Consider the following 15,924-nt stretch of genomic DNA (forward strand, 5'->3'; position numbering starts at 1 on the left):
ATCTTTTCCATAATTTCAATGCGTGTTTACGTTGGATAAAGAGGACAGTGCGGCTACGCTTTTGTGAGCAAATGCAAAAATCGTTTCGATTTCTAAAGCGCATCGCTGAGTCTATCTATAGTATGTGCGCCCTTCTTTATTACCCATAGTGGGAGAGTCGTCGAATTGTCGAGCAGTCAATTGACTTTTTTAAAAAAGGTATTGATCTTCTTGCAATCTCGCTCAATAGTAAAAAAAGAAGCAAAATTTTAAGTATATCGTGCGCTAAAAGCGCTGCCGAAATAGGACACTTGAGTCGATTATGGGTAAGTCACTGGTTATTGTGGAGTCGCCAGCCAAAGCGAAGACCATCAATAAGTATTTAGGTAAAGACTTCATTGTGAAGTCGAGTGTTGGTCACGTCCGTGACCTACCAACTGCGGGTCAAAGCACAGGCCAGAAGGCGGCGGCGATCTCGACAAAAGGTTTGAGCGCTGAAGAAAAAGCCAAAATCAAGAAAGAGAAAGACAGGAAAGCACTGATCAAAAAGATGGGCATCGACCCATACCACGGTTGGGAAGCAAACTACCAAATCCTACCCGGCAAAGAGAAAGTGGTTGCAGAGCTGCAAAAGCTTGCTAAAGACGCGGACGCCGTCTATCTCGCCACCGATTTGGACCGCGAAGGAGAAGCCATCGCTTGGCACCTTCGTGAGATCATCGGCGGCGATGAAGAGCGATACAAACGCGTTGTATTTAACGAAATTACCAAGAACGCGATTCAACAAGCATTCCAAAAACCGGGTGAGTTGAGCATGGACGGCGTCAATGCACAGCAAGCGCGCCGTTTTATGGATCGCGTTGTGGGCTTTATGGTGTCACCACTGCTGTGGAAAAAGGTGGCTCGAGGCTTATCTGCTGGTCGCGTGCAGTCGGTAGCGGTGAAACTGCTGGTTGAGCGTGAGCGTGAAATCAAAGCATTTGTTCCTGAAGAGTTCTGGGACATTCATGCCAACACCAAAACGGCGGACAAGACGGATTTTCGTCTTCAAGTCGCGCAAGAAAATGGCACGGCATTTAAGCCCGTCAATGAAGCGCAAACTCAAGTGGCGCTGGATGTGCTCAAAAACGCCACGTTTGAAGTGTGCAAGCGCGAAGATCGCCCGACATCCAGTAAGCCTTCCGCACCTTTCATTACTTCAACGTTGCAGCAAGCGGCGAGTACACGTCTTGGCTATGGCGTAAAGAAAACCATGATGCTGGCTCAAAGGTTGTATGAAGCCGGTTACATCACCTATATGCGTACCGACTCGACCAATTTGAGTGCAGAAGCGGTCGACAGTGTGCGTGGCTTTATTGGCAGTGAATACGGTGATGCCTATTTACCCGCCAAACCGAATGTTTACGGCAGCAAAGAAGGGGCGCAAGAGGCGCACGAAGCGATTCGTCCTTCTGATGTCGCGGTGAAAGCCGAGGATTTACAAGGCATGGAAGCGGATGCGCACAAACTCTATGCTTTGATTTGGAATCAGTTTGTCGCATGTCAGATGACCCCTGCTAAGTACGATTCCACCACCGTTAGCGTTAAAGCGGCACAATACACGCTGAAAGCGAAAGGTCGTATTCTTAAATTTGACGGTTGGACACGCGTTCAGCGCCCGATGGGTAAGAACGAAGACCAAATTCTACCGCCAGTGCAAGTGGGCGATCACGTTGACCTAGTGAGCTTAGATCCTAAGCAGCACTTCACCAAGCCGCCTGCTCGTTTCACCGAAGCGGCACTGGTTAAAGAGCTTGAAAAGCGCGGCATTGGCCGTCCGTCGACGTACGCATCTATCATCTCTACCATTCAAGACCGTGGCTATGTGAAAGTGGATCAGCGCCGTTTCTATGCCGAGAAGATGGGTGAGATCGTCACCGATCGTCTTGATGGTAGCTTTGATGAGCTGATGAACTACGAGTTCACGTCTAAGATGGAAGAGAAGCTCGACCAAATCGCTGAGGGTTCCGCCAACTGGAAATCGGTCCTCGATAGCTTCTTCAAAGATTTCACTCAAGATCTTGAACAAGCTGAGCAAGATGAAGAAGAAGGCGGTATGAAGCCTAATCATATCGTTTACACCGACATCGAATGCCCGACCTGTTCACGTCCAATGGGAATTCGCACCGCATCGACAGGGGTTTTCTTAGGGTGTTCGGGCTATGCGCTGCCACCGAAAGAGCGTTGTAAAACCACCATTAACCTCGGTGACGAAGAGGGCATCATCAATGTCCTTGAAGAAGACGTTGAAACCGCGGCATTGCGAGCGAAGAAACGTTGTCCTATCTGTGAAACCGCGATGGACGCGTATTTGATTGACGACAAGCGCAAACTGCACGTGTGTGGTAACAACCCGAACTGTGAAGGTTATGTGGTTGAAAAGGGCGAGTTTAAAGTCAAAGGGTACGATGGCCCTGTCGTTGAGTGTGACAAATGTGGCAGTGACATGGTGCTGAAAAACGGTCGATTTGGTAAATACATGGACTGCACCAGTGAGACCTGTAAGAACACGCGTAAGATTCTGAAAAATGGTGAGGTAGCGCCGCCTAAAGAAGATCCTGTACATCTTCCTGAGCTACCTTGTGAGAACTCAGAGGCTTACTTTGTGCTCAGAGACGGTGCGTCTGGTCTCTTCCTCGCAGCGAGTACGTTCCCGAAATCTCGTGAAACTCGCGCACCTCTAGTTGAAGAGTTGGTGAGATTTAAAGACCGTTTGTCGCCTAAGTTCCTCTACTTGACCGAAGCGCCGCAAAAGGATCCGGACGGATTGCCTATGGTGGTTCGCTTTAGCCGTAAGACTAAAGAGAACTACGTGCGCTCAGAAGTAGAAGGCAAGCCAACGGGTTACACTGCTTTGTATATCGACGGAAAATGGGAAGTGTCGGACAAGCGTAAAAAATCCGCCAAGTAACATGACGATGTCTTTACGATAAGCACGTCTTCAGCAGACCCCAAAGGCAGCCAATCTAGGCTGCCTTTTTAGTTTTAGAACTAACAATAATAAGTATGGTGAATGGGATGGCGATCCCCATTTGCCAAATAAATAATCAACTTTGTGATGATTCGCTGGTTCTGTTTTGACATTTTCAATCTGAACTTCTATTGATCTATCTCTGGTGAGATAAAAAGATGACTCTAAAGTTAAGACTATTTTTCGCAATCTTCGTACTCTGTGTGGCGTTCGGTTTGGCAGCCTATGCGGTCTCTAAGCATATTATCGATGATATTATCGAGGAGTTGATGTGGAAGTATGGTCAAATCATCGCGCAATATGATGTAGAGAAAACTCTTGCGCCGTTGACCACGGAAATCGCCTTGGCGCAGGAGCTAGCAAGACACCCCAACATCACCTCCTGGGCGCAGAATGCTCAAGATGGTGTTTATCGCTCCGTGGCCCAAGAAACGCTCGAACACTACCGATGGCGCTTTGATTCCAAAAACTTTTTTATTGCACTCGATCAAGACCTTTCCTATCACTTCAATGATGTCAACAGTATTAGAACGGGTGACTTTCAACGATACACCTTAGAGCCTAACGCGGATGACGACCAATGGTACTTTGAGCAAAAATCGAGCTTAACGCCTCTGGCGGTCAACATTGATAAAGACTCTCACTTGGGGGTAACCAAAGCGTGGATCAACCAAAGCGTTATTGTCGATGGCCAGTTTTTGGGCATTGTCGGTACGGGTTTGGATATTGATATGTTGGTCAGTCAGCTTAATCACCACAAGAACTCACCACTCTCGACCCTGTTTATTGATCGCCAATTGCGCGTGCAATTGATCCGAGATTCCGATCGCTTTGTGTTTCCATTGGGTGAGCAAGGTCAAAGCCGCCCGACACTGCAAGAGGTGATAGACAACGATAGTGATTACCAAATCATCCAGTCGGCGTTGTATCAACAACTGAATGGCCGTGAGTCACAGTTTCTGATGCTCAAGCAAGATGCAGGTAATGTGGTGGCCATGATGCATTACATCGACGCATTGGGCTGGTTTGAGTTGACGCTGCTGAATGTAGACGCGGTGCTGCCACTCTTTATGCTGGATTATTTGTTGTTTATTTACCTAGGCCTCGCGTTGGTACTGAGTGTACTCTTCTACCTGTATGCAGCCAAAGAGTGGTTGATGCCGCTAGAGAGGTGGTTCACGCGCCTACACACGATGGCTCGTGGTCGGCGTCACTCCCATTTGGATGCTGTGACCGTTGATGCGGACTTAGCGGTTGTTGAAAGAGAGCTCTTAGAGGCGCGTCAAAGCGTCGAGAAGTTGGTTGTCGCGCGGACCGCCGCGCTCGATAAACTGGCGACCTATGATGTGATGACGCACTTACTTAATCGACGTGGCATAGAAAGAGAAGTGACGAATGAGCTTGCTCGAGGTAAGCGCGAACAGAGCCAATTCGGCTTGATATGGGTGGATGCTGGGCTTTGTGACGCGCTGAGTGCGGAGCACATAGGGCAAGACAAAACGCCTTGTTTGAAGTCGATTGCCGTAGCCATTTCAGATACGATTCGTGAGTATGACCTTGCTGCGCGTTGGGGAGAAAGTGAGTTTTTGTTGTTGATCAAAACCGATCAGAGGGAAGTGCTAAGCACGTTAGCACAGCGATTGATTGACACGATTCAACAGCAAAGAGCCCAAGACCAATTGCCCGCCTTATGTTTGTCCGTTGGTGGCTCTCTGATTAGTTCTGAGATGACCTTGCATCAAGCTTTATCGGTGGCGGATCGCGCCCTCTATCAGGCCAAAATTAATCAAGAAAAAATATATATTCACCACTGCCCACATGACACCCTGAATCAACTAATGGAACTGTCATAAAACATAAATAAAACACAGGTTTATTACTGAGCAAGAACGTCACTCTCTTGTGGTGATCTTGTTAATCTTATGTGAGCAATCGCTTATGTAATGTGAGCTGAATCAGCCATCCGCAAAGTAACTCATCTTACCATCTAAGTACGGTATATTTTAAATTGTAATCTTGGGCAAATAAGATAACGTAGAGTAAATCGCCGTGTTAAACGTTTACGTAGCAAAATGCGCGTAAGATCTATGCAGTTTGCATGCGCCATTCGCTAACGCTGTCAGATTTTGGAGCGTCGATGAGCCCCCCAAATATTACACTTTCTCATCGACAATATTATAAAAATGGAGATTAAAATGGCTGGTGTTTTAGGTATGATCCTCGCAGGTGGCGAGGGTTCGCGTCTGCGTCCTCTAACTGAATCAAGAAGTAAACCCTCGGTGCCTTTCGGCGGGAGTTACCGTCTGATTGACTTTGCGTTGAACAATTTCGTTAATGCGGATTTGATGCGCATTTACGTGCTGACGCAGTTCAAGTCTCAGTCTCTGTTCCATCACTTGAAAAAAGGGTGGAACATCAGCGGGATTACGGATCGCTTTATTGACCCGATCCCAGCGCAAATGCGCACGGGCAAACGTTGGTACGAAGGCACGGCAGATGCGATCTACCAAAACCTGCGTTTCATGCAGTTGTCGGAGCCAGAGCAAGTGTGTATTTTTGGCTCTGATCACATCTATAAAATGGATATCAAACAAATGCTTGATTTCCATAAAGAAAAAGAGGCTTCCCTGACCGTTTCTGCGTTGCGTATGCCACTGTCAGAGGCGTCACAGTTTGGTGTGATCGAGGTGGATGAAGAAGGTCGCATGATCGGATTTGCTGAGAAGCCAGCCAATCCGAAAGCGATTCCAGGTGACCCTGAGCACGCGCTCGTCTCTATGGGTAACTATATCTTTGAAGCAGAGACGTTATTTGCTGAGTTGATTGAAGACGCCGACAATGAAGCGTCATCGCATGACTTTGGTAAAGACATCATTCCTAAGATGTTCCCAAGTGGCGACGTGTTCGTTTACGACTTCAGTACCAACCGTATCACTGGCGAGAAAGAAGAAGTGTATTGGCGCGATGTGGGTACGATTGATGCCTACTGGCAAGCGCACATGGACTTACTTGCCAAAGACGCGCCATTCTCGCTCTATAACCGTAAATGGCCACTTCACACCTACTACCCACCATTGCCGCCTGCAACGTTTAGTGATTCGGACAATGGTCGAGTGCAAATTATTGATAGTTTAGTGTGTAACGGTAGTTTTGTACGCGGTTCGCGTATTGAAAAATGTGTGCTTGGCTTTAGAAGTAATATTGCATCTGCGTGCGATATTAGCGAAAGTATCCTTTTAGGTGACGTGAAGATCGGCGAAGGCTGTGTCTTGCGTCGCGTCATCATCGACAAGGATGTGGATATTGCGCCAGGGACGCAAATCGGTGTGAACCTGACGGAAGATAAAAAGCATTTCCACGTGTCGGATGACGGTGTTGTCGTTATTCCAAAAGGAGCACGTGTTGGCTACTAAGAATCTCTCTATTCTCTTTGTAGCATCGGAAGTAGAAGGATTGATCAAAAGCGGTGGCTTGGCAGATGTTGCCAAGGCACTGCCTGAAGCCCTTTTTGAGCTCGAGCAAGATGTGAGACTCACACTTCCCGCTTATCGCAAGGTTGCAGGCATTGAGTCTGCGACTGTGGTTTTAGAGACGGCATTAGAGCACTGGCCTCATACGCCTTATTGCGTCAAGCAGCTAGCGCTATCGGGAATCACTGTGTATGCCATCGATTGTCCGCAGTATTTTGACCGTCCTGACATGTACGCCGAGTACAATCAAGCCTACTCAGACAATGGTGAACGCTTCGCCTTTTTTAGTGCGGCGAGTTTGGACATGCTGCCGAAACTGGGCTTTCAGCCGGACATTGTCCACGCCAATGACTGGCACACGGGTCTGGTTCCATACCTTCTCAAGCATCGTTACGCCAGTGACGATTTTTTTGCTCATACCAAAAGCATTCTTTCCGTGCACAACGCGGTCTTCAAAGGTGTCTTTAGCTATGATGAGCTCGGCGATCTGCCTGAGTTCCAGACGCATTACGCGCCGGATGCCGCAGTGAGTGCAACGCACATCACCATGCTTCGCGCTGGGGTGAAAACCGCTGATAAGGTGAACGCGGTTAGCCCGACGTACGCGCAAGAGCTCAAGACCGAACTGGGCAGTCATGGTATGGCGCAAGATTTTCAAAGCCGAAGCCATGATCTGGTGGGGATTCTTAATGGTTGCGACTACAGTACATGGAACCCAGAAACAGACACCCACTTACCGTTAAATTACCGAGCGACGAAGCAGAGTATGGTACGCGGTAAGAAAGCGTGTAAGGCGGCGCTGCAAGCAAAAGCGAAACTGAGCGAAAAAAACGTCGCGATGTTTGGCATGGTTTGCCGTTTGACGCAGCAAAAAGGGTTACATTACCTAATCCCTATTCTGTCTGAGTTTCTCAAACACGATGTTCAGTTGGTGATTGTTGGGACCGGCGACCCGATGTTGGCAAGCCATCTTAAAGCGCTCTCAGCCACACACAGCGACAAATTTGCGTTTATCGAGGCTTACGATGAAGAGCTTGCTCACTTGGTGGAAGCGGGCAGTGATTTCTTCTTGATGCCGTCAGAGTTTGAGCCTTGTGGTCTCAATCAGATCTACAGTATGGCTTACGGTACGCTGCCAATCGTTCGTGGTGTGGGTGGACTGAAAGATACGGTTCACCATTACGACGATGATCCGTCAATCGCTACTGGGTTTGTGTTTGATGAGCCAACGCCGACTGCGTTGTTGTTGACTATGCTTCGTGCTTTGCTGCTCTACGCGCAAAATCTCAATGAGATAAAACGGGTTCAATTGCACGCGATGACAGAAAACTTCTGTTGGGAAAAAGCGGCGGGTGAGTACATCGAACTCTACCACAGTGCTTTAAGCGCCTAACACTAGGTCATTGAATTGCGGACGCTATTTTTTAGTCTGTTCGCGTAAAGACGACAATAGGTCCGCATAAAGAAAGCGCCTGAGGGGTTTTGTGCTTGCACAGTCTCACGGCGCTTTCATTTTTTCTAACATTTCCGATTGCACTAAAGTGGCGGTTTTCGTTTATGCTAAACAAAAACACGGGCGCTTTTGTGTTACCCTGCGCCCTGAATTGTGTGACGATAACGGTTATTTTTCGACTATGACTCAAAGCTTGCTATTCCATAAGACTTTTAAACACCCCACTAGCGATGAGTGGGTGGTCTTTGTGCATGGCGCAGGCGGCAGCTCATCGATTTGGTTTAAACAGATCAAAGCCTACAAGCAGCATTTTAATTTGCTGCTGATTGATTTGCGCGGCCATGGAAAATCGAACCAGCTGATTAAGGAGATCATTGCCAATCGCTACACCTTTAAAGAGGTCACATTAGACATCTTAAAAGTGCTCGATCACCTAAAGATTCAGTCGGCACATTTTGTCGGCATGTCGCTTGGAACCATCATCGTCCGTAACTTAGCGGAGCTAGCGACTGGGCGCGTAAAAACCATGGTGTTAGGTGGCGCCGTCACACGACTCAACACACGCTCTCAAGTACTGGTGAAGTTGGGCAATCTGTGTAAACACATTGTGCCCTACATGTGGCTCTATCGACTGTTTGCCTACATTGTGATGCCGCAGCGAGCACAAAAAGAGTCGCGACATATGTTTATCCGCGAAGCGAAGAAGTTGTGCCAAAAGGAGTTCAAGCGTTGGTTTATTTTGACCGCAGAGGTGAACCCTCTGATGCGCTACTTCAAAGACCGCGAGTTACCTATTCCTACGCTCTATCTGATGGGTGAAAAAGACTACATGTTCATCACCCCTGTGAAAGAGATGGTCTCAGCACATACGCTCAGTGAGCTGCATGAAATTCCTGACTGTGGCCATGTGTGTAATGTTGAGCGCCCAGATGAGTTTAACGATCACTCCATCGCCTTCATTCAGCAACACCTCACTGCTTAATCTCGGTTGACTCCAAGCACACTCAAGTTGGTTTGGTGTGCTCGCACTGCCAACATAACTGAAAATGGTCGTCATTTTCTTCTTGGCAAGTCGGGCAAACCCAAACCATGTTGTCGGGGGTGTCCTGTTGGAAATCATCAATCAGCGCGAGTGCCGCCTGCTTCTGCTCTGGGCGAATTAACCAAACGTACGGGCTGGCCTCTTCGCCAAACGGAATCTCTCCCTGCAAGCCGAACAAACCTTCACCTCTCACCTCACAGGCTATTCCTTCGCTGCGCAGCATTTCACACACGATGTGTGCTTGTGGTGGTGTCGTGGCAATAAAAATTTTCAAGACGCTTGCCCATTGGATTGCGGTGTCGCTTTGAGTTTGGCCATTACCCATTTGGCAACGATAGGGAATACCCCAAGCAACGCAAAAGAGGCAAGTACCGTTGGGGAGACGATGCCTGACAAACTGTCGATTTGCGCTAGCTGAGTCCCGGCGTTGAGGTAGACGGCCGTGCCCGGCAACATACCCAGTTGACTAACCAGATAGAAGCGCGCGATGGTGATGGGCGTAAGACCCATCAAGAGGTTGATCAAAAAGAAAGGGAACACCGGTATAAGGCGCAGTGAGAAGAGATAAAACGCACCATCTTTTTCGACCCCTTGGTTAATTGTCGCGAGCTTATCGCCAAACTTGCTTTGTACCCACTCTTTGAGTAAAAAGCGGCTGCTTAAAAACGCCAAGGTGGCACCTATCGTACTGGCAAAAGAAACGAGCAATAAACTGGTCCAAAAGCCAAACAGCGCAGCGCCAAGCAAGGTGACGACGGCCGCTCCAGGGATCGAGAAGGCGGTGATAGCGACATAGGCGAAGAAGTAACTCAGCGCGGCTAGGGCAAAGTGGGTGTCAATGATTTCAGCCAGCGCTTGCTGCTGAGCTTTGGCGTTATCAAGTGTCAGGTATTGACCAAAGTTTGCGCCTAAAAACACAATCAGAGCGAGCAAACCAATACCTAAAAGCAGTTTCTTGTTCATATGGATCCCTTTGAAAACATCATCATTGTTAGATATGAACCAAAAAGCCAGTAAAAAATTTCGCCCTAAGGGGAAAACACGTTGAATTCTATGACTAAGGAATGGAAACGCTGAAAAAGCATCGGCTAAAAACGTCTCAAGCCAGCGGTGTTCGGCTGGCTTGAGAAGGGTATTGGAATTAATGAACGCTATCGCTGACTAGCTTTGCAGCTGATTCAGGAGCTCGTCGCGTCTTGCTTGAGGGACCACAGACCAGTGCGTACCTTTAATTGCCCCCTCAAGTGCCCACAGCAGGTCGATACTGACGTCGGCAGAGTGTGTGGAACGAATCGCTTTATACGCTTCCACTGCGCCCGTCTGCTCCAAACGGGAGACACTGTCGATACCCGCTTTCTTGAGCATTCGCTCGGTCGCTAGACGCAAGTTCGGCAGATCTTTCAGGCGCGTTGGTTTGGCGTTGGTTTGACGCTGCTTGTCTTTGTTGGCCGCCTCTAGTGCAGTGTTTGCCATCGCAATAGTCTGAGCGACATCCTGATCCCAGTCATGGCCAAGGGCGTAGTATTTGGTGACCACAGGGAAACCACGCTTTTTATACACGTATGGCTCGAGTCCCTGAGCATTAAACTGTTGGGCCAACGAGTCGTCGGCGCGTATGTGAAGTTTGTCATTTACCACGAGGGCAAACATGGTGTCATCAGCGAAGATTCCGAATCCACCAAACATTGAGCGAGACTTGATCTTGCCCAATGGTTCAAACAATCGCATTGAGTCTTTTAAAATTGGTTTATCCATGCTGTTATTCTCGGTGTATTACAATACGCCACCAAATTCAGGTCCGAGAGATTAGCAAAAATATGCAGGTTTTGTGTCAGTAGGGTGTCATTCTGGCTCATAAAAGAATAATCCTACTCACGGTGTGAGCGCATAATGCGCGCGCAACGTTTAACTCATTGTATTCTTTGCTTTTGATAAAGAATTACGAAGTGCACATTTGCCATCGGCAACCCCGCTACCAAGCAGTCATCAACGTTGAAATAGTTGAGTGGCTGCAACAGGCCGGAAGCTTTGCGTCCCATCCTTTCGAAATGGTTTGCCCTGTTCGTGGCATTCGTCGAACATAATAAGCATAAATAATTTATGGGCTAAACATCACGTTTTGATGGGTTAAATGTGATCTTAGTTCATAAAATAGAGGGGTGTTACCGAGAGAATAAAGCCCAGCGGATGAGAAGTATTCTCGCTGGGCTAGTCGATGTGATGTGCTGAACTTGTTCGTTGGTCTATTTCACCGTCGCCACGGTATCGCGCTCGACGATTTCTGGGTGCATTTCAAAAATACGTTTTTCATGCTCTTTGTCTTTAATACGTTCGAGCAAAATCTCAAATGCGTTTTTACCCACACGGCGCTTCGGCTGGTGAACCGTCGTTAGCGGTGGTGAAAAGTACTCGGCTAGCTCAATGTTGTCATAACCAATGACCGACATGTCTTCTGGAATACGAATGCCTTTTTGCTGTAAACGGCTCATCAAACCGAGCGCCATCGTATCGTTGAAACAGAATACTGCGGTTGGCTTTTCGTCCATGGCGACGATTTTGTCCGCGGCAAGCACGGCGGTATCGCACTCAAAGTTACCTTCTAAGATCCAATCTTCGTTGACGCTCAAACCCGACTCGTTCATTGCGCGCTTAAAGCCTTGGATGCGCTCTTGGCAGGCCGCTTTTTCAAAATGCCCACTCAAGCAAGCAATGCGCTTGTGGCCGTGATCAATCAGGTATTTTGTTGCGAGGTAGCCGCCTTCTTCCGAGTTGTCGATGATTTTATCGGCTTGTGAGCTTTCCGGGCCCCAATCCATCACCACCTTAGGGATGTCTTTATGACGGTCAAGCATTTCGCTCAACTCTTCGGTCAAATCTGAACACATCACTAAGATGCCATCAACGCGCTTTTCCGCCAGCATGCGAATGTAGTCACGTTGTTTCTCGTAGATGCCGCCAGTGTTACACAAGATCAAGGTGTAGCCTTGACGGTAGCAGTAGCTCTCAACCCCGTCGATCACTTCCGAGAAGAAAAGGTTGGTCGATTGAGTAACCAGCATGCCTATTGTGCGTGTCGAGTTACATTTCAGGCTGCGTGCAACGGCACTTGGGGCATAGTTCAACTCTTGAACCGCTTCCATCACTTTTTCTTGCGTGGCTTCAGCGACAAAGCGTGTTTTGTTGATCACATGGGATACAGTGGTGGTCGAGACACCCGCTAAGCGAGCGACGTCTTTAATCGTGGCCATATGGTTTTGTCCTGTCGATGACTGCCTACTATTCTATGAAAAGTTAAGTCTATAAAAGTAAAGTCTATACAAAGTTTAGAGTATGTAGACAGAAAGTATCAGAAACACAAAAACCGCCCTCAAAAAGCGGTTTGTATTTATTAGTTTTATCGTTTGCGGACCGGATTGTAGTCCGCAACGTCGATTTGGGCAAATAAAAAACCCGCCTTTGGGATCTCGCCACACCTTTTGTATGGGCTTAATCGCTATCGCCTTGCAGGTAGGCTTTATCCAATTGAATGAACGCGCACAATAGCGACGACAGCGCCGCATAGAAGCCGAATGTGTCGAGGCGCTGGCAGCGCTCGGCAAACCTCTCAATCCAAGGGAGTAGATGCTGCTCAATAAAATCGGCTTGCTCTTGGTAGGCGAGATGCGTGTCGCCTGCCATCTGCTCTGCTGCATGAGCGCCGCGCACAATCAGGTTACCCAAAAAATCCAGCTCTATGGCGAGATGATCAGAAGGCTCATTGAGCCCTGAATGCACAGCGACGCCGTGTTGTTCAAGTAAAGCGTCCATCTGTTTGGCAGGCTCACCATTGAGCAGTCCTGATTCATCTAAGTAGACAGAGGCGTAAGGCAGCGCGCTGTCTCGGTCGGATTTTAAAAACAGGTCGCAATAGTCGGCTGATAGTTCCAACTGAGCATCTGGCCTGTCTTGCAATCGGTTCAATGCATCGATGAGCCTGTCTGCGGCGACGTTAAGCTCAGGGGTTTGTGCAAGTCCCGTCAGAAAGGTACGTGTGTCCACCGAATGATATTGGGCCAGCTCTTGCTCTGAGAGCTCTTTGGCAAACACGCTCGAAAACCACCAGTAGAGCTCAGCGCGTTGCTCATCAAAGGCGCGCTGCTCTTTTTCGGCGGGAGATAAAGGGTCGGAAATCTGGGCGTTCGGTGTCTCTGGCATGATGGGCTCTCAACTGAATCAGATGCCGTTAAGTCTAACGGATAAAAATGAACAGCGGTCAACCAGATTATGAGAAGAAATGGTCAAATATGGCAATTTGTGAACAGGGCGGCAAAGCTTGCTTTGCATCAATGAATCGCCAACTTTTCGCTTCACAAAGAGGACAAAGATGGAGTTGTGACTAATTATGAATAGAATAAAGCCATTGAATCAGTGTGTGAATAAGTGAGTAGAGCCGATGAGCTACCACATTTTGGTTGTTGAAGATGATGAAGTGACTCGCCGTAAATTGGCGGGCTACTTTCAAACCGAAGGGTATCAGGTGAGCCAAGCTGAGAATGGCGCGCAGATGCGCGATGTACTCAGCAGCAGTCGGGTCGATTTGGTGATGCTGGATATTAATCTGCCCAGCGAAGATGGCTTGATGCTGACGCGTGAACTACGCAGTCAATCGGACATCGGTATTATCTTGGTGACCGGGCGTACCGACAGCATTGATAAGATTGTTGGTTTAGAAATGGGCGCGGACGATTATGTCACCAAGCCATTTGAGCTTAGGGAACTGCTCGTCAGAGTCAAGAACCTCTTGTGGCGCATCGCACTGGCTGCGGGAGCGCAAAACGCGGGCAGCGATCAGCAAGACGGCGTGGTCCGCTTTGCTGAATGGACGTTCGATATTCAGCGCCGCGCTTTGAGCCGAGGGGATGAACCGGTCAAACTGACTAAAGCAGAGTATGAGCTTTTGGTGGCGCTCTCCTCTCACCCTAACCAAGTGCTCAGTCGGGAACGCATTCTTAATATGATCAGTCATCGTGTGGACGCACCCAATGACCGCACCATCGATGTCCTGATTCGGCGCATGAGAGCGAAGATGGAAGTGGATCCAAAAAATCCGCAGATATTCGTCACCGTGCACGGCGAAGGCTACATGTTCGCCGGAGATTAACGGTTTTCGGCAATGAACGAGCGCAGATTGATGCCAAAGAAACGAAAAATCCAGGCATGCAGCCTGGATTTTTGTGTTAAGTGGAAGACGTTCTCCGTCTACGCTGGCGGCCGGTTAAACGTCGCTCTGCGCAGCCTCCACCTCCAAGGCTTGCTCTTCATAATCGGACGCCCAGTCGCGCAGGTGTTGCCAAATGGTGCCCAGCGTTTCATGCCAGTAGCGCTCAGTTTGTTCGAGATATTTGCCCTTCGGCGCGTACTTCTCCCACGCTTGATCGATGTTTCTCTGCGCTAGGTAGTTGGTCGGCGCGGCGTAAGGTTTCAATCCTGCGGAGTGGAATTCATTTAAGGCACGGTTCATGTGACTGGCCGATGTGACCACCACCAACTTCTTGTTCTTAACGAACGCTGCCGCTTGGCGCGCTTCTTCCCAAGTATCTTTGGCGGTTTCGAGCAGAATGATGTCAGATTTAGAAACGCCAAGCGCCAGCGCTACTTTAGCCATCATGCGCGCATTGCTCACTTCAGAACCGGCGGCATAGCCTGAGAGAATCAGTTTAGAGCCCGGATAAATTCGCATCACACGAATCCCTTCGGTCAAACGCATTAGGCCGGCGCGACTCAGTTCTGAGGTGGGCGGAATGTCGTCGTCCACAACATGGCCGCTGCCAAGCACCATCACATAATCAATCGATTCATCGACAGGAAAAAAGGCCGAGTATTGGCGCTCGATAGGCATGAGAAGACGTGATGAAACGGGCTGGAAGGCAACGAGAAAAATGCCAACAAACGAGAAGAGAACAACGAAACATCCTGTTTTTTGTTTTCGTGTGAACATGACGAGCATGAGTCCCACAAGGCCAATGATCAGCAGGGCTGGCAAAGGCATAAGTAAAGCCGAGACGACTTTTTTCAGCTCAAACATACTTAAATAGTCCGAAAAAACACCAGTTGATTATAATTTAAGAGAAAGCCTCTTTATTCCTGCCTTTCTTGTGACAGAATAGCAGCACGATTCAACATCATAACTCAAGCTGCTGTGACTGAAGACCGCAATTTCGACGATATTGCCCACAAATTTGCAAAAAATATATACGGCTCTGACAAAGGCGAGATTCGACAAGTCATTGTTTGGGAAGACCTTCAAACCATCCTCGCCTCGTTACCCGCCAGTGATTCACCACTCGACGTGCTCGATGCCGGGGGTGGGTTGGCACAAATGTCGCAAAAGCTGGCGAAACTAGGCCATCGCATTACGTTATGTGATCTATCTTCTGAAATGCTGCAATTAGCTGAGCAGGATATTGCAAAAAATGGCTTGCTTGAGCAGTATCGCTTGATTCATTCGCCCGTTCAATCCATCGCTCAACACCAGCAGCAACCGGCGGATTTGGTGATGTTTCATGCCGTCATGGAGTGGTTGGCTGAGCCAAAGCCAGCGCTGCAAACGCTGTTAGAGCAGGTCAAACCGGGCGGTATCGCGTCGGTCATGTTCTACAACCATCATGGCCTCGTGTACAAAAATGTCGTGTGTGGCAACCTTCCGCATGTGTTAGAGGGAATGCCGCACCGAAAGAGATTTAAGCTTCAGCCCCAAAAAGGGCTTAAGCCTGAAGATGTCTACCGTTGGATAGAGGAGTCGGGGTTTCACATTGAAGGGAAATCCGGCATTCGTTGTTTCAGTGACTACATTGGCGATCGCCAGTATATGGGTGACTACACCAGTGAGGATGTCTTGGCCCTAGAGAGGCAACTGTGCCGCCAAGAACCGTATGTGTCGCTCGGACGCTATATCCACGTTTGGGCAAGAAAGAATTAAAACAGGATAAAC

The 15,924-nt window shown here is 48.6% G+C and carries 13 protein-coding genes and 1 riboswitch; of the genes, 7 read left to right on the top strand and 6 right to left on the bottom strand.

All coding sequences use genetic code 11. The features are described from left to right. The first annotated feature begins 301 nt into the window (after window positions 1–301). From topA to AC6R03_RS13830, 5 genes are all read left to right on the top strand, one after another. A complete protein-coding gene (gene topA, locus AC6R03_RS13810; protein WP_500631907.1) occupies window positions 302–2,929 on the top strand; it encodes a type I DNA topoisomerase in 2,628 nt (875 codons plus the stop codon). A gap of 218 nt (window positions 2,930–3,147) precedes the next feature. Continuing rightward, window positions 3,148–4,842: a GGDEF domain-containing protein gene (locus tag AC6R03_RS13815; protein WP_500631908.1), complete on the top strand. Its 1,695-nt coding sequence runs from the start codon at window positions 3,148–3,150 to the stop codon at window positions 4,840–4,842. A 342-nt stretch (window positions 4,843–5,184) separates the two neighbouring features. Next, on the top strand, window positions 5,185–6,402 hold the full coding sequence (glgC, locus tag AC6R03_RS13820) for a glucose-1-phosphate adenylyltransferase (protein WP_500631909.1): 1,218 nt from the start codon (window positions 5,185–5,187) through the stop codon (window positions 6,400–6,402). Further along, window positions 6,392–7,852: a glycogen synthase GlgA gene (gene glgA / locus AC6R03_RS13825; protein WP_500629086.1), complete on the top strand. Its 1,461-nt coding sequence runs from the start codon at window positions 6,392–6,394 to the stop codon at window positions 7,850–7,852. The genes glgC and glgA overlap by 11 nt, the downstream gene beginning before the upstream one ends. A 241-nt stretch (window positions 7,853–8,093) precedes the next feature. After that, entirely contained in the window at window positions 8,094–8,894 is an 801-nt protein-coding gene (locus tag AC6R03_RS13830; RefSeq protein WP_334551028.1) for an alpha/beta fold hydrolase, read from the top strand. A gap of 22 nt (window positions 8,895–8,916) precedes the next feature. On the opposite strand, the gene AC6R03_RS13835 is transcribed toward AC6R03_RS13830, so the two are convergent. The 5 genes from AC6R03_RS13835 to torD form a co-directional block, all read right to left on the bottom strand. Next, window positions 8,917–9,228: a putative signal transducing protein gene (locus AC6R03_RS13835; protein ID WP_500631910.1), complete on the bottom strand. Its 312-nt coding sequence runs from the start codon at window positions 9,226–9,228 to the stop codon at window positions 8,917–8,919. Further along, complete coding sequence (locus AC6R03_RS13840; protein WP_500631911.1) at window positions 9,225–9,917, bottom strand: TVP38/TMEM64 family protein; 693 nt, start codon at window positions 9,915–9,917, stop codon at window positions 9,225–9,227. The genes AC6R03_RS13835 and AC6R03_RS13840 overlap by 4 nt, the downstream gene beginning before the upstream one ends. A gap of 198 nt (window positions 9,918–10,115) precedes the next feature. Further along, window positions 10,116–10,709 carry a TfoX/Sxy family DNA transformation protein gene (locus AC6R03_RS13845; protein ID WP_500631912.1) on the bottom strand — a complete coding sequence of 198 codons (594 nt, stop codon included), beginning with the start codon at window positions 10,707–10,709 and terminating at the stop codon, window positions 10,116–10,118. A 204-nt stretch (window positions 10,710–10,913) separates the two neighbouring features. Further along, window positions 10,914–11,022: riboswitch (cyclic di-GMP riboswitch) on the bottom strand. A 175-nt stretch (window positions 11,023–11,197) separates the two neighbouring features. After that, window positions 11,198–12,202 (bottom strand): HTH-type transcriptional repressor PurR, encoded by a 1,005-nt coding sequence (gene purR / locus AC6R03_RS13850; RefSeq protein WP_500629083.1) that lies wholly within the window; start codon window positions 12,200–12,202, stop codon window positions 11,198–11,200. Between the two features lie 238 nt (window positions 12,203–12,440). Then, window positions 12,441–13,148: a molecular chaperone TorD gene (gene torD / locus AC6R03_RS13855; RefSeq protein WP_500631913.1), complete on the bottom strand. Its 708-nt coding sequence runs from the start codon at window positions 13,146–13,148 to the stop codon at window positions 12,441–12,443. A gap of 238 nt (window positions 13,149–13,386) precedes the next feature. On the opposite strand from torD, the gene torR reads away from it, so the two are divergent. Continuing rightward, window positions 13,387–14,094 (top strand): two-component system response regulator TorR, encoded by a 708-nt coding sequence (torR, locus tag AC6R03_RS13860; RefSeq protein WP_500631914.1) that lies wholly within the window; start codon window positions 13,387–13,389, stop codon window positions 14,092–14,094. Window positions 14,095–14,208: 114 nt separating this feature from the next. Here torR and elyC read toward each other — a convergent pair whose 3' ends face one another. After that, a complete protein-coding gene (elyC, locus tag AC6R03_RS13865; RefSeq protein ID WP_334551018.1) occupies window positions 14,209–15,018 on the bottom strand; it encodes an envelope biogenesis factor ElyC in 810 nt (269 codons plus the stop codon). Window positions 15,019–15,114: 96 nt separating this feature from the next. Between elyC and cmoM the strand changes: the two genes are divergently transcribed. Next, complete coding sequence (gene cmoM / locus AC6R03_RS13870; protein ID WP_500631950.1) at window positions 15,115–15,912, top strand: tRNA uridine 5-oxyacetic acid(34) methyltransferase CmoM; 798 nt, start codon at window positions 15,115–15,117, stop codon at window positions 15,910–15,912. Window positions 15,913–15,924 lie beyond the last annotated feature (12 nt).

This window comes from Vibrio sp. R10-SG-ISO4 (genome assembly GCF_059834135.1).

What these genes read in the sequence shown, in the direction of transcription:
- topA (WP_500631907.1), top strand. Translation starts at nt 302, where the DNA reads ATGGGTAAGTCACTGGTTATTGTGGAGTCGCCAGCCAAAGCGAAGACC.
- AC6R03_RS13815 (WP_500631908.1), top strand. Translation starts at nt 3,148, where the DNA reads ATGACTCTAAAGTTAAGACTATTTTTCGCAATCTTCGTACTCTGTGTG.
- glgC (WP_500631909.1), top strand. Translation starts at nt 5,185, where the DNA reads ATGGCTGGTGTTTTAGGTATGATCCTCGCAGGTGGCGAGGGTTCGCGT.
- AC6R03_RS13830 (WP_334551028.1), top strand. Translation starts at nt 8,094, where the DNA reads ATGACTCAAAGCTTGCTATTCCATAAGACTTTTAAACACCCCACTAGC.
- AC6R03_RS13840 (WP_500631911.1), bottom strand. Translation starts at nt 9,917, where the DNA reads ATGAACAAGAAACTGCTTTTAGGTATTGGTTTGCTCGCTCTGATTGTG.
- AC6R03_RS13845 (WP_500631912.1), bottom strand. Translation starts at nt 10,709, where the DNA reads ATGGATAAACCAATTTTAAAAGACTCAATGCGATTGTTTGAACCATTG.
- purR (WP_500629083.1), bottom strand. Translation starts at nt 12,202, where the DNA reads ATGGCCACGATTAAAGACGTCGCTCGCTTAGCGGGTGTCTCGACCACC.
- torD (WP_500631913.1), bottom strand. Translation starts at nt 13,148, where the DNA reads ATGCCAGAGACACCGAACGCCCAGATTTCCGACCCTTTATCTCCCGCC.
- torR (WP_500631914.1), top strand. Translation starts at nt 13,387, where the DNA reads ATGAGCTACCACATTTTGGTTGTTGAAGATGATGAAGTGACTCGCCGT.
- elyC (WP_334551018.1), bottom strand. Translation starts at nt 15,018, where the DNA reads ATGTTTGAGCTGAAAAAAGTCGTCTCGGCTTTACTTATGCCTTTGCCA.